Raw genomic sequence first — 17754 nt, 5'->3', positions numbered from 1 at the left:
TGTCACAGTTTCGCAAGTTAAATCAGAAACTTAGGGATGTTTCGGCAAAATTTTTTGGGAAGATTCGGCAATCCTCAGAGCTTGGCCTGAATCTTCCGGGCGAGGTCGCCGAGGCGCTGCTCCAGCAGTTGGGGGACCTCGCAGACATAGGTCAGCGACTGGCTACGCTCCTGGAAGATCCGGCGGTCCCAGGCGAACTGGGTTTCGGCCGCGGACTGGTCCTTCGGCAGCTCCGTGGCGTCGGATTGGCCTGGCGCGTCCTTGGTCTGGCTGATCTTGTCCGCCTCGTCGCGGATGCGCTCGGCCATGCGCCGCTGGCCCTGGGCATAGCGGGCGATGCCGTTCATGACCTTGCCGCGTTCGCCGTTGATGACCTCGAACACGCCCGCGTAGACGCGGGTCAGCGCCTGATCCTTGGCGTCCTTGTCGGTGCCGAACTGGCCGGCGAACTCGTCGAGGAGGGGATCGACCTGCGACAGGTCCGTGCGGCGGGAGGCGATCTTCTGGGCGAGGACGGCGGCCTTGTTGTCGCTGCCCCAATCGCCCGCGGCGGCGATGTCCGGCCCGGTCCAGAACTGGCCGGGGCTCAGGGTCTCGACCTTGCGCTGGACGCAGGGCCAGTCCGGGTCCTGGCGCGGCTGCGCCAGGACGGCGCCGGCCGGCAACGCGGCGGCACCCGCCGTCAGGAGGAACGCGAGGGCGAGGCGATCGATCATAGGGCTTCTCCGGCCGGCCCGCCGCGCCGGGCCATGAGGCCCCGGCCCGGATCGTAGGCGATCACGGCCATTGCGAAAAACACGAGAGTCGTCGTGACGACCACGGCACAGGCCAGCGGCTCAAACTGGACGTAGAGCGCGAAGCGCACGAGCTGCACCGCGTGGGTGAAGGGATTGCACTCGCAGATCCAGTAGAGCGTCTCGGACGATTCCCGGATCCGCCAGAGCGGGTAGAGAGCGGACGAGGCGAAGAACATCGGAAAGATCACGAAGTTCATCACGCTCGCGAAATTCTCCAGCTGCCGCACCAGCGAGGACAGGAACAGGCCGATGGCCCCGAGCATCAGGCCGGAGGCCAGGAAGGCCGGCAGGGCCGCGAGGTAGCCGAGCGGCGGGATGTCGGTCTCCCAGAAATACGCCACCGCCAGGAAGGCGTAAGCCTGGACGATGGACACCGAGACGCCGGCGATCAGCTTGGCGAGCAACAGCATCCAGCGGGGATAGGGCGAGGTGAGCAGCACCTTCATCGAGCCGACCTCGCGGTCGTAGACCATCGACAGCGAGGATTGCATGCCGTTGAACAGCTGGATCATCACCGCGAGGCCGGGGACCACGTAGACCTCGTAGAGCACGTAGGTCTGGTAAGGCGGCTCGATGGACACGCCCAGCGTGTTGCGGAAACCCGCCGCGAAGATGAACAGCCACACCAGTGGCCGGACCAGCGCGGAGAAAAAGCGCTCCTTCTGATTGAAGAAACGCAGCAGTTCCCGGCGCACGATGCCGCCGAGGCAGATGAGGTAGCCGAGCGCATCGAGGCGCCCGAGCTGGCCGGGGATGGCCTTCGCTTCGTGCTTGAGATCGACGACCGACGGGGATGAACTCATGGGCGCAACACCTCCGCGAGTCCTCTCTCTTCCCTCTGCGGGGGAGTGTACCCTCCGACGCAGGGGGTGTGAGGGGATCGCCGGTTCCTAAGATGTCGAGCGGCGTGCCCCATCCGGCACCGTCGCTCCCCTCTTCCGACCCTGCCTGGCGGCAGGGCCACCCTCCCCCGCAGAGGGAGGAAGGAAGAGGCGCCCATTGGATGAGCCACCGTCACGCCGCCTTCCTCCCCTGCGCGCCGACGAGGCGGCGGAACGCCTCTTCCAGGCTCTCGGCGCCCTGCGCGATGGTGCCGGCGGTGCCCCGGGCGACGATGCGGCCGAGATGGAGCACCACGGCGTCGTCCTCCGGACGGATCTCCTCGAAGATGTGGGTGGCCCAGAGGACGGAGAGCCCCTCCTCCCGCACCAGCGCCCGCACGATGGCGACGATGCCCGCACGGGATTCGAGATCGAGCCCCACCGTCGGCTCGTCGAGGAGCAGCAGGTCCGGCCGGTGCACGAGGGAGCGGGCGATCTCGATGCGCCGGGACTGGCCGCCCGAGAGCGTGCGTACCTTCTCGCCGCGCCGGTCCGCGAGGCCGACGCGCTCCAGCAACTCACCGATCCGCGCCCTGGCGGCCTTGCGCGCGATGCCGTGCAGGCTCGCATGGTACATCAGGTTCTGTTCGACGGTCAGATCCGTGTCCAAGGTGCGGGCCTGGAACACGACGCCCAGGCGGGCGAGCGCCCGCGAGGGTTCGCGGTCGAGCCCGTGGCCGAAGATCGCGACCCGCCCGCTCTGGTTGGTGTAAAGGCGGGTGATCACCGAGAACAGCGTAGTCTTGCCCGCGCCGTTCGGCCCGAGCAGGGCCGTGAAGGTCCCCCGCCGCACGGTCATGGACACGTCGTCCAGGGCCGCGCGGCTGCCGAAGCGGTGGCCGACCTGCGAGACGAGGAGGGCGGGCGCGTCGCCGCTCATCGGCCCAGCGCCTTCCGGGCGTCGGCGACGGCATCCAGGCACTCGTCGAATTCGCCCTCGCGCTGCTCGCGCTCGGCGTTCTTCAGCGCCTTCCTGAGCTTCGGCACCGCGGCCTCGGGCGGGTTGGTGACCAGCGCATCGCGGATCATGGTGATGCCCTCGGCACAGGACGAGGCGTCGTCCGCCGCCAGGGTGGGAGAGGCCAGCCCGGCGGCCAGGAACGCGAGCGCGAAGCCCCTCATCACTTCACCGTCAGCGTGCCGGTCATGCCCTTCGCCTCCAGGCCGCGCGCCTCCCACTTGTAGGCGCCCGGCTTGATGGCGACGAACTCGATGGCGATCTCGCCCGGCTCGTCGAACTCCAGGTGATCGGGCGGGCCGCCGCCATGGATCTCCTTGTGCTCGATGACGATCTGGTTGAGCCAGATGTAGCGGAAGAACTCCGGCGCGTAGAACTTGTACTCCTGCCCGCCCTTGGCGACGATCCTCAAGCGGTACGCCTTGCCGGACTCGAGTTCGATATCCTTGTTCTCGACCACGAAGTCGTTGCCCTGGTCGTTGCCGAGCACGAGATCGGGCAGGTTCTCCCGCTTCTTGGTGAGGTCGAGGGCCGAGGCCGGAGCGACACCCATCACCAGCGCCATCGTCATCGCGAGCGACGCGAAGCGACTTAAGGCAGCGGGACGTTTCATGGCATGGCGCCGCTGGATCGCCTCGCTCTGCCTGCAATGACGGCGCGGGCGGGAGGACTGGCCGAGACTGAGCATTCGCACTCCGTCGGTAAGGGGCGAAAAAACGAAGAGAATCAGTTCGGGGAGATGGCGACGCCCCAGGGCAGCAGCCCGACGGGGATGCTCTTCACCACCTTCTCCGCCTCGACATCGATCACCGAGACGTCGTTCGACGTGCCGTTGGTCGTGAAGAGCTGCTTCTGGTCCGGGGTGAAGGCGAGCTGCCAGACGCGCTGGCCCACGGGCAGGTACTTCTGCACCTCGTAGGACTTGGCATCGATCACCGCGACGCGGTTGGCCGGGCCCAGCGCGACGAAGGCCTTGCTGCCGTCCTTGGTGAGACGGATGCCCACGGGCTGGATCGCCTCGTCGTTCACGCTCGGGATCTTGAAGGTGATCTTCTTCACGACGCGGCGGGCGGCCACGTCGATGACGCTCACCGTGCCGCCGACCTCCGCCGAGACCCAGAGGAACTTCCCGTCCTTGGTGAATTCCGCGAAGCGCGGGCGGGCATCGACCAGCACGTTGTCGATCACCTGGAAGGTCTTGGTGTCGATGAAGTGGGCCATGTTGGTCGTCTCGGAGGTGTTGACGAGGATCTTCCCGTCCGGCGACAGGCCCATCCCCTCCGGCTCGACGCCCACCGGCACCTCGGCGAGCACCTTGTTCTTCTCGATGTCGATGATCGTGACTTGGCTGTCGTCCTCGTTGGCGACGTAGAGCGGGTTGCCCGAGGCATCGAGGATGAACTGCTCGGGGTCCGGCCCGGAGCGCAGGGAGCGCACGACCTTGCCGGTCGCGGTGTCTAGCACGTCGATCCGGTCGTCGTCGCTCGCGCAGACGAAGAGTTCCTTGCCGTCCTTCGTGAGGGTCACGCCGCGGGGCCGGCGTCCGACCTTCCACGTCGCGGTCACGGCCATCGTGTTGGTGTCGATGACGCTGACGGAATTGCCTTTTTCGTTCGTCACATACGCCGTGAAGGCGTTGGACGGCAGGCTCGACGCCAGCCACAGACCGAGGGCGACCGTGCCCAGACCCGCTATGGTGTTGCGGTCCATCCGCTCTCCTCCCTGGAGCGCCGTCGAGGGCGCTTCTCATCGGTAGTGTAGGGTCTTATCCAACGGTTGCGAGACTGACCATCGCCGCAGGTCCGGCCGCTCACGGGAACTTGCAGGTCGTCTCCGGCAGGTCCACGCCCAGCGTGTCGAGGGGGGTGCGCTGGTGCAGGAAGCCCTGCTCCGGCGCCACGGAGACCATCGACTTCGGCTGCACCACGATCACCGGCTGGCGCATCTGGTGGTCCCAGGGCCGGAAGCTCAGGGACGAGCCCTTGTAGGCGGGGATGCCGAAGGCCGGATCGGTCAGCAGGGGTGTCAGCGTCGCCGGATCGTTCGACTTCTTCGCCGTCACCGCCTCGCCCACGGTGCGGACCGCGACCCAGGCCTGATAGTCGAGGGGACGCATCAGCCGCCCGGCCATCCGGCGGAAGCGGTTCTGCGCCTGAGCCGCGCCCCAGGTCTCCAGCACCGGCGACCACGTGGTCGGCGTCAGTGCCTGCGTGCCGCCCACCGGCCGGGGATCGACGGTGCGGTACGAGACGTAGTCGCCCCAATCGTTCTCCTCGTCGGCCACCACCGCCATGTCGTAATCGAGGCCGCGGGTGAAGACCATCGCCTCCGCGCGGGTCGGCGTGTCGCCCCGGGCCTTGGCCAGGGGCCCGAAGGTCCAGGGCTTGTCGGCGGTGATCTTCAGGTTGAACTTGCGGGCGGAGTTGCGCACGGCGTCGGCATAGCCCTTGTCCGCCTCGGTCGGTCCGCTGATGAGGAAGATCTTCCGCCAGCGCATCACGGTCAGGTATTGAGCGAGGGCGTCCGTGAGCATCGCCCGCGAGGGCAGGACGTGGAACACGTTGGCCCGGCAGTCGGCGCCGCGCAGGCGGTCGTCCGGGGCGCCCGCGTTGAACACCACCGCTCCCGTGCCCTTCACCGCGTCGGCGACCTTCAGAACCTGATCGGCCGGCAGGGTGAGGACGAGGTAGCGGATACCCTTGTCGACCAGCTCCTTCGCCGCCGCGACGGGATCCGCCTCCGGCGTGGCGAGCGGCTTCTCCGCCAGCGCGAAGGTCTGCTTGGTGAAGCGGCCGGTGGTGTTGTCGTCGGCGATGCCCATGCGCGCGCCGGCGACGCCCTCGTCCTCCGGCACCGCCTCGGCATCGTAGGAGGCCGGCGCCTCCTGCGGCCGGTAGATGACGCCGATCGTCGTCTCGATCGGACCGGGCGCCGGCTGCTGGGCCACGGCCGGACCCGCGATCAGCCCGACCCCGGCGGCCAGCGCGAGGGGCGACAGGCGGCTCGCTAGACTCGGTCGAAAGGATGCACGATCTTGCATGCGGGCGGCCTCTAGCAGCATCCGAGGGGAGCGCTCAACCTGCATGGGAGTGCAGGGACGTGAAAAACAGCGTGCCGCACCGAGAGTTGGGGCGGCTCATGCATTCCGTCCATTGCCAAAACGTCCCGACGACCGACTTGAACGGTCGGGACGATCGACACGGGCCGAGCCCGAGGGACAACGGGCCGGACATCGGAGGACACGCGGCATGAGGGCTTTCAGGCGTCTGTCACCGGGCTTCGCGGCCGCCGCGACCATCGTCGGCCTCGCGGGAGCGGCGCAGACCGCCGAGAAGGCGGCGGTCTTCCCCGTGGAGTTGCACGATCCGGCGGCGTCCTACGGCAGCCGGACCAAGCCCATCGACGCCAAAAAGCTCGCCTTGGTGACGGGGGAACTGCGGACCTCCCTCCGGGACAAGGCGGGGCTCGACGTCATCGACACCGCCCCCGCCGCCTCCGAGGTCGAGAAGCAGGGGCCGCTCTTCAAGTGCAACGGCTGCGCCGCCGACATCGCCAAGGGCCTCGGCGCCGACCTCGTGGTGACGGGCTACGCCGAACGCGGCGCCAACCAGATCTTCAACCTCACCGTCACGATCGCGGAGGCCGCCACGGGCAAGGTCGTGCGCGGCGGGCAGGTGACCATCCGCGCCGACGACGACAACACCTGGGCGCACGGAATGCGCTGGCTGGTGAAGAACCGCCTGCTGGCCGAGCCGCTGCCGGGGAAGTCGTGACCGTTCAACCGCGAAGTCGGTTGATTTCCCGGTCTCTGACCTCATCCTGAGGTACCGCCCTGGAGCGGCGGCCTGGGAGGAGACCTTCAGAAGGCTCTACGACACCTGGAGCCCTCCTTCGAGGCGGCTGACGCCGCACCTCAGGATGAGGATGACGTGTGGAGCGAGGTCCTTCCCGGCATCACTCTGAGGTTACCCATCGGCGTTTCACGTGTGTCGGCGGTGTCCCGGCACCCGCCCCCTGACAAAACGTGTTTCCCTCGGGCGCGCTCTGAGCTAGCCCAGGGTCATGGTTCCGGAATGCCCCCGCACGTGACACCCCTCCCCTCCCCTCGCCTCCTCGTGAGCGTGCGCGACCCGGCCGAGGCCGAGGCCGCGCTGCTCGCGGGCGCCGACCTGATCGACGCCAAGGATCCCGAGCGCGGGGCGCTGGGCGCCCTCGACCCGTCTACGGTCGCGGAGATCATGGCGCGCTTGGCGGATGCGAACGTCGAGACCAGCGCGGTCGCCGATTCGGGCGAGAGCCTCGCGGCGATGGCGCGGAGCGGCGCGCGCTGGGTGAAGCACGGTGTGGGGCGGGCGATCTGGCATGACGGGGCGGCGCTGGCCCGCCTCGCCGCCCCGGTGCCCGGCCGGGTGATCGCCGTGCTCTTCGCGGAGGACGAACCCCGCGCCGACCTCGTCCCGCTCCTGGCCGAGGCGGGCTTCGCGGGGGCGATGATCGACACCGCCGGCAAGGCGGGCGTGCGCCTGCCGGACCTGCTCGCCCCGCCGGAGCTGCGGGCCTTCGTGGCCGCCTGCCGGGCGAGCGGCCTGCTCTGCGGCCTCGCCGGCTCCCTGCGGATCACCGACATCCCGGCCCTTTCGGCCGCCGCGCCGGACTATCTCGGCTTCCGGGGGGGCCTGTGCCGGGGTTTCGACCGCACCAACGGCATCGACCCGCTGCGCGTCGCCGAGGCGGTGCGCGCCCTGCGGCCCCAGGCGCAGGACGCCGCGTGAGGCGCGTCGTGAAGGTCGGGGGGAGCCTGCAGGCGGATCCGGCCAGGCTCCGCCACCTGCTCGCGGACCTCGCGGAGGGCGCCCACGGAGCCTGCGTGATCGTGCCCGGCGGCGGCTCCGATGCCGACGCCGTGCGCGCCGCCCAGCCCGCCGAGGGTTTCGACGATGCCGAGGCCCACCGCCGGGCGCTTGACGCGATGGGCCGCATGGCCGGGACATTCCGCCGGATCGAGCCCCGGCTGGTCGCCTCCCTCGCCCCCTGGAACGATCGCGGGCGGCCCGAGGCGGCCCTCGTCTGGGACCCGGCGCTGCTGCGGGCGGGCCATTCCGACATTCCCGAGACCTGGGACGTCACCTCCGACAGCCTCGCCCTGTGGCTCGCGGCACGGATCGGCGCGCCCGCCTGCATCCTGGTGAAATCCGCCGACGCGCAGCCGGACCTCGACCCGGCGGCCCATGCGCGCACCGGCCTCGTGGACGCGGCCTTCCCCGCCTTCGCGCGTTCCTTCCCGGGGACCATCGCGATCTGGGGACCGGCCGGCCCGGTGCCCGTTCTGGACAGGAGGGCGGCATGACGGCGCCCGGCTCGAACGACCCGCAGCACATCGTCTTCGTCACCGGCCGCCTCGCCCGGCCCCGGCTGGAGAAGATCGCCGCCGGCCTGCCCGCGCACCTCCGCTGGAGCATCGCGGATGCGGGCGTGAAGGTCGCCGCCCTGATGACCGAGGAGATCATCAAGCGGCGGGTCGAGGTGCCGGACGGCGCGACGCGCATCGTCCTGCCCGGCCGCTGCCGGGCCAACCCGGAGGCGCTCTCGGCGCATTTCGGCCTGCCCGTCGAGCGCGGGCCGGACGAGATCGTCGATCTCCCCGCCTGGCTCGGCCTCGCCGGGCGTCAGCTCGACCTGTCGCAGTACGACGTTCGGATCTTCTCCGAGATCGTCGACGCCTCGAAGATGACGCCGGAGGAGATCCTGGCCAAGGGTCTGTCGCTGGCCGCCAAGGGCGCCGACGTGATCGACCTCGGCGGGTTGCCGGACACGCCCTTCCCCCATCTCGAAGCCTCGGTGCGGGCGCTGAAGGGGGCCGGGCTGAAGGTCAGCGTCGATTCCTTCTCCCGCGACGAGCTGTCGCGCGGGGCCAGGGCGGGGGCCGACTTCCTGCTCAGCCTCAACGAGGACACCCTGGACCTCGCCTTCGAGACCGAGGCGGTGCCCGTCCTCGTGCCGACCCGGCCGGACGACCTCGCCTCCCTCGACCGGGCCATCGAGCGGATGATCGCCGCCGGCAAGCCCTTCCTCGCCGACGCGATCCTGGAGCCGATCCACCACGGCCTCGTCGATTCGGTCGCGCGCTACCGGGACACCCGCGCCCGCTGGCCCGACATCGAGATGATGATGGGCACCGGCAACCTCACCGAGCTGACCGAGGCCGACAGCCTCGGCGTCACGGCACTCCTCATGGGGATGTGCTCCGAGCTGGCGATCCGCAACGTGCTCATCGTCCAGGTCTCGAACCACACCCGCCGCACCGTGGAGGAGCACGATGCCGCCCGGCGGGTGATGTATGCCGCCCGCGCCGACGCCGCCCTGCCCAAGGGCTACGGCCGGGCATTACTGGCACTTCACGACAAGCGCCCCTTCGTGCAGAGCCCTGAGGAGATCGCCCAGGCGGCGGCCGAGGTCCGCGACCCGAACTACCGGATTGCCGTGGCCGAGGACGGTATTCACGTCTACAACCGCGACATCCACAGGGTCGGCACCGACGCGATGGCCTTCTTCCCCGATCTGGACGTGAGGAGCGACGGGGCGCACGCCTTCTACCTCGGCGCCGAACTCGCCAAGGCCGAGACCGCGTGGCGGCTCGGCAAGCGCTACGTGCAGGACGAGCCCCTCGACTGGGGCTGCGCCGCCGACGCGGTGGAGGAGGATGCGACCGCCTTCAAGAAGGCCGGGCACACCAAGCATTCCGGCCCCGACGCGCCGCCCCCCGGCACCCGCGACGCCCGCGCTCGCCAAGCTGACGCCGCCTTGCCCGAGGCGGATGCCGCGCCGCCCGAGACGGTGGAGGACGGGGAGGTCCGCGCCCGCACGGAGCCCGACGCCGGGCAGCCGGGGGAGCGGATCGTCTGCGGCCGCCTCGTCCCCTCGGACGGGGCGTGAGCGGATGCCGCTGATCCTCGAGACGATCGTCACCACGCTCTCGGCGGAGGGCGCCCTGCACCTCGTGCCCTTCGGGTTGATTCGCGGGGACGGGGCCGACGGGAAGGAGACCTACGTCCTCGCCCCGTTCCGCCCCTCGCCGACCATCGAGAACCTGGGTGCCAATCCCTGTTTCGCGGCCTCGAGCCCCCGGGATATCCGGGTCATCGCCGGTGCCGTCACGGGGCGCCGCGACTGGTCGACGGAACCCTGCCAGACCATCCCCGGCCGGCGGCTCGCCGACAGCTTCGGCCACGCCGAGTTCGAGGTCGTGGCGGTGGAGGAGGATGCGCAGCGCCCCCGCTACCACGGCCGGATCCGCCACCTCGCGGCCCATGCGCCGTTCATCGGCTACAACCGGGCGCAGGCGGCGGTGCTGGAGGCGGCGGTGCTCTCCACCCGGCTGCACATGCTGGAGCCCGCCAAGGTTCTGAGTGAGATGTCCTACCTCGCGATCGCCATCGCCAAGACGGCGGGCCCCCGCGAGCGTGAGGCGTGGGGATGGATCGAGGACAAGGTCGCGGCGGCGCTCGGCCCCGAGGCCCGGATCCTCGACCGGGAGGACCGCGGAACGCGGCAGGAGAGAGCAGAATGAGAAAAACCACCCTGGCGACGGCGGCGCTGGCCGCCCTCGTGGCCTTCACCGCCCAAGCCCACGGGCCGACCCGGCGGAAGGTCTCCGAGTCGATCGAGATCAATGCCCCCGCCGACAAGGTCTGGGCCGTGGTCGGCGACTGGAAGGACGCGAACTGGCTGGAGAACGTTACGAAGACCGAGACGCAAGGCGACGACCCGGCCAAGTCCAAGCGCGTCCTGACGCTCAAGAACGGCAACACCATGAGCGAGACCGGCGGGAAGTATAAGCCCGACGACAAGCTGTTCATGTTCTACATCGACAAGGTCGATGTGAAGGACCTGCCCGCCAACGACTTTTCCGGCACCATCACCGTGGAGCCGCAGGGCGACAACAAGTCCAAGGTCGAGTGGAAGTCCGCCTTCTACCGCGGCTACATGAACAACGATCCGCCGCCGGACCTGAACGACGAGGCCTCCGAGAAGGGCGTCAGCGCCTGGATCAAGGCGAGCCTCAACAACCTGAAGAACAAGGTCGAGAAGGGCTCGTGATCCGGCCCGGCGCCGGCTTCCTCGCCGCCGCCCTCGCCCTCGCGCCGGTTTGGGCCAAGCCGACCGCGGCCGACCCCGGTCCGGCGCGGGAGGCGATCGTCACGGTGCAACTCGGCAACGCGGTGGAGGTCGTCGACCTCGCCGCGGGGCGGGTTCTGCGGCGCATCGCCGTCGATGGCGCTCCCGCTGGGATCGCCCTCTCGCCCGACCGGAAACGCGCCTACGTCACCCGGCCCGAGGGCCACGGCCTCGCCGTGCTCGACCTCGACGCGGGCACGGTGCTGAGCGAGGTTCCCCTGCCCGGCGGCCCCCTCGGGGTGGCCGCCGACCCGCGCGGGGGCCGGGTCTACGTGGCCGACTGGTACGGCAACCGGGTCTTCGTCCTCACCGAGCGCGGGGGTGCCCTCGTGCCCGATGGCGAGATCGCTGTCGGGCGATCACCCTCGGGCATGGCGGTGAGCCCCGACGGAGCGACCCTCTACGTCGCCAACCGCGAGGCGGACACCGTCTCGGTCGTCGATGCGGTTGCGCGGCGCGAGACCAAGGTGATCCCCGTGGGCCAGCACCCGTTCGGCATCACCCTCGATGCCAGGGCGGGTCGTGCCTACACCGCCAACGTCACCAGCGACGACGTGTCGGTCATCGACGTGGCGGCGGGCCGGGAGATCGGGCGGGTGACGACGGGACGGCGCCCCTACGTCGTGGCGCTTCTGGGCGGACGGGGCTTCGTCACCAACCAATATGCCGACAGCGTGACCGCCTTCGATCTTGCCACGCTGAAGCCGGTGGCCGAGATCGACGTCGGCGATCACCCCGAAGGCATCTCCGCCGACCCGGCGACGGGGCGGCTCTACGTGGCGGACTGGGGCGACAACCGGCTCACGGTGATCGACGGAACGACCCTGAAGGTCATCCGGACCGTCGAGACCGGCAATGGGCCGCGGGCCTTCGGGGATTTCTTGCGGTAGGCCGCGCCGCCGTCGTCATCGCGGGCGTCGGCGAAGCGATCCAGGGCAGCGGGGCGCTTGAGATTGTGGCGTGACCCCGGATTGCTTGGCTGACGCCCGCACTGACGGAGGGTGGCTACCGCGCCGGCGCCCGTCGGTAGGCGGCGCGGGCGACAAGCAGGGCGCCGCCGTATTGCACGAAGCCGTTCTCGCACAACTCGTGCGGGCCAAGATGCGCCTGCAGCAGGCACCGGGTCAGGGCGTTGAGCAGCAGCAGCGTGGCGCAGAAGGCAGCGGTGGCGAGCAGCGTCGCGACAAATTCCGGCATGGCGCGTCCCCTCTGGTGCGCGTTCGCGCACGGGCGGCGCACGCCGCCGTGCAGGGGAAGCTTAGCAAAGGCCGCGCCAGAGGCCAGAGCGTGTCAGCGCCGGGCCGGCTCCTGCCCGTTGGCCACGGCGGGCGCCTTGACGGGCTTGGGGACCTCGACGAAGAGCCGCTTCACCGGCCAGCCGTCGCTCCAGCGCTCCATGTCCGCGAGGCGCGGATTGCCCTTGAGCGCCACGGCATCCGAGCCGGAGAAGGCCGCCGCCGCCGCGAGGTCGAAGGTCTTCCAGAAGCCGAGGTAATCCAGCGCGTCCGTCCGTGCCGCGTTGATCTGCGAGACCAGAGTCTGCTGCTCGCCCGTGAGCGCCATCTCCGCCGACCAGCGGAACGGCGGGGGCTTGGGTCCATCCTTGGGGTCCGGCGGCAGCTTGATCGCGCCCGCGTCGAACGCGGTGTCGACCCCGGCGGGGGCGGCGAGCGTGGCCGTCATGGCCGGGAAGCCGTGGTCGTCGGACAGCGCGCGCACGAACAGCTTGCGTTCGGCCGGGACCGCGCTCGCCTCGCGCAGCAGGCGCTTGGAGGCGGCGTCGGCCGCGCGGGAATCCTTGTCGCCGACCATGGCGACGATCAGCGTCTCCGGGGCGATGTCGTCGAGGTTGGTAAGGGTGATCCCGCGGGATTTCGGCCCGCTGGCGATGCCGCCGGGCACGGCGGCGAAGATCAGCTTCGGCACCGGGAGGCCCGACTTGCGGGCCGAGCCCGCGATGTCCATCGCCATCGGCGCGCCCGCGAGGTGGCCGATCAACGCGACCTTCGACAGGTCGGGCTTGGCCTCCTTGTCGGTGGCCACCTCGTCCAGGGCTGCCTTGATCAGCGCCTCAGCGTTGGCCGGCGCGTCGGAGGGCCTCGTGCGGTTCACCTCCTGGAAGCGGGGATACAGGACGAGCCAGCCCTGGCGGACAAGGTGATCGATCCAGCCGCCGTAGCTCTGCGGGTTCACCGCGCCCCAGCCGTGCAGGAACACCGCGACGGGCCGTCCCGCCTCCGGAGCCGGGGCGGCAGCGTAGAAGGCATAGGTCGGCGCGCCGGCCCGCCCGAGACCGCGCTTCATGATCGTGGCCTTGCGGTCGCCCACGCCGCCCGGGCCCTCGGCGGGCTGGGCCGGGGGCGTCGCCGCGTGCGCCCCGACCGAGGCAGCCACGAGGCCGACGGCGAGAAGTTCACGCAGGGATTTCACACGCATGACGGCCTCGGCTGACGGGTACATCCGCACCGGCGACACCGGCGGTTGTCCCCATAGCAGATTCGCCGCCGAAGGCGATGAGTGACGAGCGGGCTGCCCGCACTTCGCGCACGATGAGGTCGTCTTGAATGGAATTCGCTCGCGCCGCAGCGATCCCGGCGCAGTTCAGCCCGGCCCGGATTGCGACGTCTGGTCTTCCGGCAGCCTGTCCAGGATGCGGACCATGGCCAGAAATTGGGCTGGCAGCTCGAAGTCTTCGTCGAGATCGCGACGTAGCACCTGGCCGATCACGGCGGCGACGAGGGCATTGCCCGAACGCTCGCGCGCGACCCCCAGCGTCTCTGCATAATCTTCGGTGACGATCTTCATGACGACCAATCGGCGGCGGCGGCCGCGGCGCGGCGCATTCGAACTACTGAGATGGTCCGAACGCGAAGCCGCCCCCGAGGTTTCACCGGCCCGCTAGTATTGGGTCGGATTTTTCAAGCGAACTCGCTGAAATTTTATGCAGCCGTCAGGTTTGCGGCAGCAGGCTCCCGCCCGGACCGATCACGGCGGGGCCGCCGGAATGCGGCGGCTGGCCAGCTGCCTCCTGCACCCAAGCCAGGATGTCCTCGGCCCGCCAGGGCTTCGGAATGAAAGTCGCGGAGACGCGCAGGTCGCTCGGCTGATCGCCGGCATCGCCGGAGGTGAGCAGCACCCGCACCTTGGGCCAGGTGACGCCGATGATGCGCGCGAGTTCGAACCCGCCGATCGGGCCCGGCGTCCGCACGTCGGAGAACACGACGCTGACCTCGTCGGCGCGGTCGTTCAGGATGGTGAGGGCACGGTCGGCCGTCTCGGCCTCGATCACCGTGAAGCCCGTATCCTCCAAGAGCGTGGCCGCGAGGAATCGCTCGTCGGGTTGGTCCTCCACGACGAGGATGACGGGCTTTCGTCCGGGCTGTTGCGCGTTGCTCATGGAGCCGCATGTCCACTGGGTCTGAACGGCGGACGCGGCGATCGGTTCACTCAACCATCGTCGCAGCGGCCGGACCCGCGCAGGCACAGATCCTGCCGGCAACCTCGCACAGATTCAGCGGCCCGGCCGTGTCATTCCGAACACAGGCACGATCCAACGTCTGGTAGAAATTTATGGCTATCGTCCGGCACAGCCGGAAACGCTGTGGCGCAAGACGGTAAAACCGTTCTCACGGCCGCGAGACACGATGACGCGACGCGCCAGCACTGCCCCCGGCCGCTCGCCTCGCAGCCGAGCGGCCCTCAGACGCCGTGGGCCTTGAGGAAGGCCAGCGCCTTGGCCCATCCGTCCTCGGCCGCCTCCTTGCGGTAGCTCGGCCGATAGTCGGCATGGAAGCCGTGGGGTGCGTCCTTGTAGACCACCAAGTCCACCTCCTTGCCCGCCGCCCTGGCCGCGTCGCGCGCCGCCTCCACCGATGCGACGGGGATGCCCGTGTCGGCGCCGCCGTAGAGGGCGAGGAGGGGGGCGTGGATCTCGGCCGCCACGTCCCCCGCGGTGCGGGGCTGGATCGCGGTGCGGTCGCCGCCGAGGGGGCCGTACCACGCGACGGCGGCCTTCAGGTCGGCGCGGTGGGCGTCGTAGAGCCACGCGGCCCGCCCGCCCCGGCACCAGCCCATCACGGCCAAGCGCTTCGGATCCCCCTTGGCCGACGAGGTCGCCCAGGCGACCGTCGCGTCGAGATCCGCGATCCACTGGGCGTCGGGCGTCTTTGAGATCACCTCGGCGATGATCTGCTTCACGTCCGTCATCGTCGAGAGGTCGCCCTGGCGGGCATAGAGTTCGGGGGCCACGGCGCAGTACCCGGCCTTGGCGAGGCGGCGGCAGATGTCCTTGATGTAGTCGTGGACGCCGAAAATCTCCTCCACGACGAGGACCACCGGAAACGGCCCCTCGCCCTTCGGCACCGCCCGGTAGGCGGGCATCGGCCCGTCGGCCGCCGGAATCGCCACCTCCCCGGCCTCGATCCCCTCCGCATCGGTATGGATCACCTGCGCCTCGACCCGCGTGGTGGCGAGGGTCAGGCCGCTCATGAGGCTCGTCATCACGAAGCCCCGCCGGGAGAACGGCTGCACGATAAGTCCGTCGAGCCCGGCATTGGCATCGGTCATGGCGATCCTCGTCGTTTGTGCGGGAGGCCGGGCTAGCCGTCCCCGGGGGTTGTGGTCAAACGCTCGCGCGCCGCCGCCGCAGGATATGGGGCGGCGACGGCGGGGGTGTCCCTCGTGCACGGGCGCACACACCTCGTTCGTGCGCCCGTGCACGAGGATTTTGTTTTTGCATCGATTTCCCCAGATCCGGCTGACGCCTCCGTCTGGATCGATGCACTAGCCTCGGCCGTGTTTCGCGACGATCTCCGCCGGGGAAGACTTGCCCTCCATCGCTGCCAATTGTCGCGCCCGCATCCTCGACTGGAGGAGACTGCGCCGCGCCGCGATGGCGGTCCCGTTGATCTCGCCGCCGAACAGGAACATCGCCGCGAGCCAGTACAGGAAGACGAGGAACACCATCGCCGTGGCGAGGCCGCCGTAGGTCGAGGCGTAGGCGTTCGAGAAGCGCTCCAGGTAGAAGCCGAAGCCGAGCCCAGCCAGGAACCACAGGACCAGCGTGACGGCGATGCCCGGCAGGACGGCCGTGATGGTCCTGCGCCCCGCCGCGACGAACTTGTGGGCGATCACCAGCACGAAGGCGAGGAGCAGGGCGGTGACCGCGATCCGGCCGATGGCCACGGTGAGCCCGAGGGGCTCGAGGCCGGGGGCGACGAGGATCATCCGGCTCCAGATCAGCGGCCCGAGCACCACGAGGAGCGCGAAGGCCAGAATGGCGAAGGCGCCGCAGACCACGTAGCCGATCGATTCGAGGCGGGTGAGCCACCAGGGCCGGCTCTCCCTGAGCCCGTAGGCCCGGTTCAGGCCGACGCGGAGGCTCTCCACCCCCGAGGACGAGAAGTAGAGGGCGAAGAGCGCGCCGAAGGTGAGCACCCCGCCCCGCTGGGTGGTGAGGACGTGGTGCACCTCCGCCACGATGGGCGAAGCGATCTCCCGGGGCCATGCCTCGAAGATCAGCGCCCCCGCCTCGTCGGCCAGCGAGGCCGTGCCGAACAGCCCCGCGAGCGCCGCCAGGAGGATCAGGAACGGGAACAGGGAGGTCAGGATCGACAGGGCGATGTGGCTCGCGATCGCCCAGCCGTCGTGGGAGACGAAGCGCTGCGCCGCCAGTCCGGCGATGTTCAGTCCTGTGCGAAGGGTTTTCACGGGCCTGGACCGCCTCCGCTCCGAATGCCGCGCCGTCGATGGGGGCCGGGGCGGCGATCCGTCAATGTGGCGCGCACCGTTTCCCGGCGGATCGCCCCTCCGGTGACGCATGGCGGCAACGCCTCCGGGGCGGGGCGGGGCCGCAAGTTTTCCGTTGCCGGGAGGCGCGTCGCCATGCTTGGCCTTTCGCCGCGTTCCCGCTCCGAAGCCTTCAGCCCCGCGTGAAGTTCCTTTCTTGCTCCGCGGCCTCCCCCCCTGCCGGGGCCGTACCAGCCCCTGAGGCGGCACCGCCGCCGGACCGGCGCGGCCCCGGTATGGCCGCCGCCGTGCCGGGCCTCTTCGTCGTGATCTGGGCGACGGGCTTCGTCACCGCGCGGGCGGTGGCGCCGCTGGCGGACCCGCTTCTCTTCACCGCGATCCGGTTCGTCGGCGCGACGGCCGTGCTCGCGCTCATCGCCCTGGCGTCCCGGGCGCGGTTCCCCGCCGGGGGAAGGGGCTGGTTCGGCCCCCTCGTGGCCGGGTTCCTGATGCAGGGGGTCTACCTGTCGGGGGTGTTCTACGCCGTGTCGCACGGGTTGCCCGCCGGGATCGCCGCCCTGGTCGGCAGCCTGCAACCGCTCCTGACAGCCTCGCTGGCGGGGCCGGTCCTCGGCGAGCGCGTGACCCTGCGCCGGGGCGTCGGCATCGCGCTCGGCTTCCTCGGCGCCGCGATGGTCCTCGTGCCCAAGATCGGCGTGGCGGACACCTCCGGCATCCCGCCCGCGGGGCTGGCGATCTGCTTCGGCGCAGTGGCCGCCCTGACCCTGGGCACGCTCTGGCAGAAGCGCACCGGCGGCGGGGGCGACCTCCTGGCCAACGCCGTGCTGCAATTCCTGGGCGGCGCGGTCTGCGCCCTGCCGCTGGCCCTGCTGTTCGGCAGCGGGCATCTCGATCCGGCGCCCGCCCTGTGGTTCGGCCTCGCCTGGGCGGTGCTGGTGAATTCGGTCGCGGGGATCCTGCTGCTGCTGGCCCTGATCCGCCGGGGCGCGGTGGCGGGGGTCGCCTCGCTGTTCTTCCTCGTCCCGCCGGTCTCGGCCGCCATGGGCTACGTGCTGTTCGGCGAGACCCTGACCCTGCTCCAGCTCGCCGGCATGGCGGTCGCGGCCCTCGGCGTCGCGGTGGCGAACCGTGGCTGACCCCCACCCATCGTCGCGGGGAGCAACCGCGGGAGCCCGAGCGACTTGTTGCCCCGAAG

Annotated in this window: 21 protein-coding genes; 8 read left to right on the top strand and 13 right to left on the bottom strand. The window is 70.2% G+C overall.

The genetic code is table 11. The annotated features are described in order from the left end of the window. Positions 1–74: 74 nt before the first annotated feature. The 7 genes from MFF06_RS10920 to pedA1 form a co-directional block, all read right to left on the bottom strand. Positions 75–716: a hypothetical protein gene (locus tag MFF06_RS10920; protein ID WP_238203713.1), complete on the bottom strand. Its 642-nt coding sequence runs from the start codon at positions 714–716 to the stop codon at positions 75–77. Further along, on the bottom strand, positions 713–1600 hold the full coding sequence (gene pedC, locus MFF06_RS10915; RefSeq protein ID WP_238203712.1) for a lanthanide ABC transporter permease protein PedC: 888 nt from the start codon (positions 1598–1600) through the stop codon (positions 713–715). The genes MFF06_RS10920 and pedC overlap by 4 nt, the downstream gene beginning before the upstream one ends. A 211-nt stretch (positions 1601–1811) precedes the next feature. Next, positions 1812–2558: a lanthanide ABC transporter ATP-binding protein PedB/LutE gene (pedB, locus tag MFF06_RS10910; protein ID WP_238203711.1), complete on the bottom strand. Its 747-nt coding sequence runs from the start codon at positions 2556–2558 to the stop codon at positions 1812–1814. After that, positions 2555–2800 (bottom strand): hypothetical protein, encoded by a 246-nt coding sequence (locus tag MFF06_RS10905; RefSeq protein ID WP_238203710.1) that lies wholly within the window; start codon positions 2798–2800, stop codon positions 2555–2557. The genes pedB and MFF06_RS10905 overlap by 4 nt, the downstream gene beginning before the upstream one ends. Continuing rightward, positions 2800–3207, bottom strand: coding sequence for a cupredoxin domain-containing protein (locus tag MFF06_RS10900; protein ID WP_370876746.1), 408 nt, complete (start codon positions 3205–3207; stop codon positions 2800–2802). The genes MFF06_RS10905 and MFF06_RS10900 overlap by 1 nt, the downstream gene beginning before the upstream one ends. A gap of 155 nt (positions 3208–3362) precedes the next feature. Then, the gene (locus MFF06_RS10895; protein ID WP_238203706.1) at positions 3363–4346 is read right to left on the bottom strand and encodes a YVTN family beta-propeller repeat protein; all 984 of its coding nucleotides are present in this window, start codon (positions 4344–4346) and stop codon (positions 3363–3365) included. Between the two features lie 100 nt (positions 4347–4446). After that, positions 4447–5676 (bottom strand): lanthanide ABC transporter ABC transporter substrate-binding protein PedA1, encoded by a 1230-nt coding sequence (gene pedA1 / locus MFF06_RS10890; protein WP_238203704.1) that lies wholly within the window; start codon positions 5674–5676, stop codon positions 4447–4449. A gap of 208 nt (positions 5677–5884) precedes the next feature. Here pedA1 and MFF06_RS10885 point away from each other — a divergent pair, with 208 nt between their 5' ends. The 7 genes from MFF06_RS10885 (at position 5885) to MFF06_RS10855 (ending at position 11701) form a co-directional block, all read left to right on the top strand. Next, on the top strand, positions 5885–6409 hold the full coding sequence (locus tag MFF06_RS10885) for a DUF3280 domain-containing protein (protein ID WP_238203702.1): 525 nt from the start codon (positions 5885–5887) through the stop codon (positions 6407–6409). A gap of 300 nt (positions 6410–6709) precedes the next feature. Next, positions 6710–7408 (top strand): (5-formylfuran-3-yl)methyl phosphate synthase, encoded by a 699-nt coding sequence (locus tag MFF06_RS10880; RefSeq protein WP_238203700.1) that lies wholly within the window; start codon positions 6710–6712, stop codon positions 7406–7408. Next, positions 7405–7983 (top strand): amino acid kinase family protein, encoded by a 579-nt coding sequence (locus MFF06_RS10875; protein ID WP_238203698.1) that lies wholly within the window; start codon positions 7405–7407, stop codon positions 7981–7983. Before MFF06_RS10880 ends, MFF06_RS10875 begins: the two co-directional genes overlap by 4 nt. Beyond that, a complete protein-coding gene (locus tag MFF06_RS10870) occupies positions 7980–9569 on the top strand; it encodes a DUF6513 domain-containing protein (protein ID WP_238203696.1) in 1590 nt (529 codons plus the stop codon). Before MFF06_RS10875 ends, MFF06_RS10870 begins: the two co-directional genes overlap by 4 nt. 4 nt (positions 9570–9573) lie before the next feature. Next, positions 9574–10203, top strand: coding sequence for a DUF447 domain-containing protein (locus tag MFF06_RS10865; protein ID WP_238203693.1), 630 nt, complete (start codon positions 9574–9576; stop codon positions 10201–10203). After that, positions 10200–10733, top strand: coding sequence for an SRPBCC family protein (locus MFF06_RS10860; RefSeq protein WP_238203691.1), 534 nt, complete (start codon positions 10200–10202; stop codon positions 10731–10733). Before MFF06_RS10865 ends, MFF06_RS10860 begins: the two co-directional genes overlap by 4 nt. Continuing rightward, positions 10733–11701 (top strand): YncE family protein, encoded by a 969-nt coding sequence (locus MFF06_RS10855; RefSeq protein WP_370876745.1) that lies wholly within the window; start codon positions 10733–10735, stop codon positions 11699–11701. The genes MFF06_RS10860 and MFF06_RS10855 overlap by 1 nt, the downstream gene beginning before the upstream one ends. A 115-nt stretch (positions 11702–11816) precedes the next feature. Here the strand turns inward: MFF06_RS10855 and MFF06_RS10850 are convergent, their stop codons facing one another. The 6 genes from MFF06_RS10850 to MFF06_RS10825 all read right to left on the bottom strand — a co-directional run bounded on the left by MFF06_RS10850 (position 11817) and on the right by MFF06_RS10825 (position 16520). Then, positions 11817–12008, bottom strand: a complete 192-nt coding sequence (locus MFF06_RS10850) for a hypothetical protein (RefSeq protein WP_238203689.1) — start codon at positions 12006–12008, stop codon at positions 11817–11819. Positions 12009–12101: 93 nt separating this feature from the next. Continuing rightward, a complete protein-coding gene (locus MFF06_RS10845) occupies positions 12102–13247 on the bottom strand; it encodes an alpha/beta hydrolase family protein (protein WP_238203687.1) in 1146 nt (381 codons plus the stop codon). A 165-nt stretch (positions 13248–13412) separates the two neighbouring features. Further along, positions 13413–13616: a hypothetical protein gene (locus MFF06_RS10840; RefSeq protein WP_238203684.1), complete on the bottom strand. Its 204-nt coding sequence runs from the start codon at positions 13614–13616 to the stop codon at positions 13413–13415. Between the two features lie 145 nt (positions 13617–13761). Then, the gene (locus MFF06_RS10835; protein ID WP_238203682.1) at positions 13762–14208 is read right to left on the bottom strand and encodes a response regulator; all 447 of its coding nucleotides are present in this window, start codon (positions 14206–14208) and stop codon (positions 13762–13764) included. 302 nt (positions 14209–14510) lie between these two features. Further along, complete coding sequence (locus MFF06_RS10830) at positions 14511–15377, bottom strand: dienelactone hydrolase family protein (RefSeq protein ID WP_238203680.1); 867 nt, start codon at positions 15375–15377, stop codon at positions 14511–14513. Between the two features lie 216 nt (positions 15378–15593). Further along, on the bottom strand, positions 15594–16520 hold the full coding sequence (locus tag MFF06_RS10825) for a YihY/virulence factor BrkB family protein (RefSeq protein WP_238203678.1): 927 nt from the start codon (positions 16518–16520) through the stop codon (positions 15594–15596). A gap of 314 nt (positions 16521–16834) precedes the next feature. Here MFF06_RS10825 and MFF06_RS10820 point away from each other — a divergent pair, with 314 nt between their 5' ends. Continuing rightward, complete coding sequence (locus MFF06_RS10820; protein ID WP_238203676.1) at positions 16835–17695, top strand: DMT family transporter; 861 nt, start codon at positions 16835–16837, stop codon at positions 17693–17695. Positions 17696–17754: the final 59 nt, after the last annotated feature.

The organism is Methylobacterium aerolatum, from assembly GCF_022179085.1.
GTDB lineage: Bacteria > Pseudomonadota > Alphaproteobacteria > Rhizobiales > Beijerinckiaceae > Methylobacterium > Methylobacterium aerolatum.
Note: the sequence above shows the minus strand (reverse complement) of the source record. Positions and strands in the feature narration are given on the sequence as shown.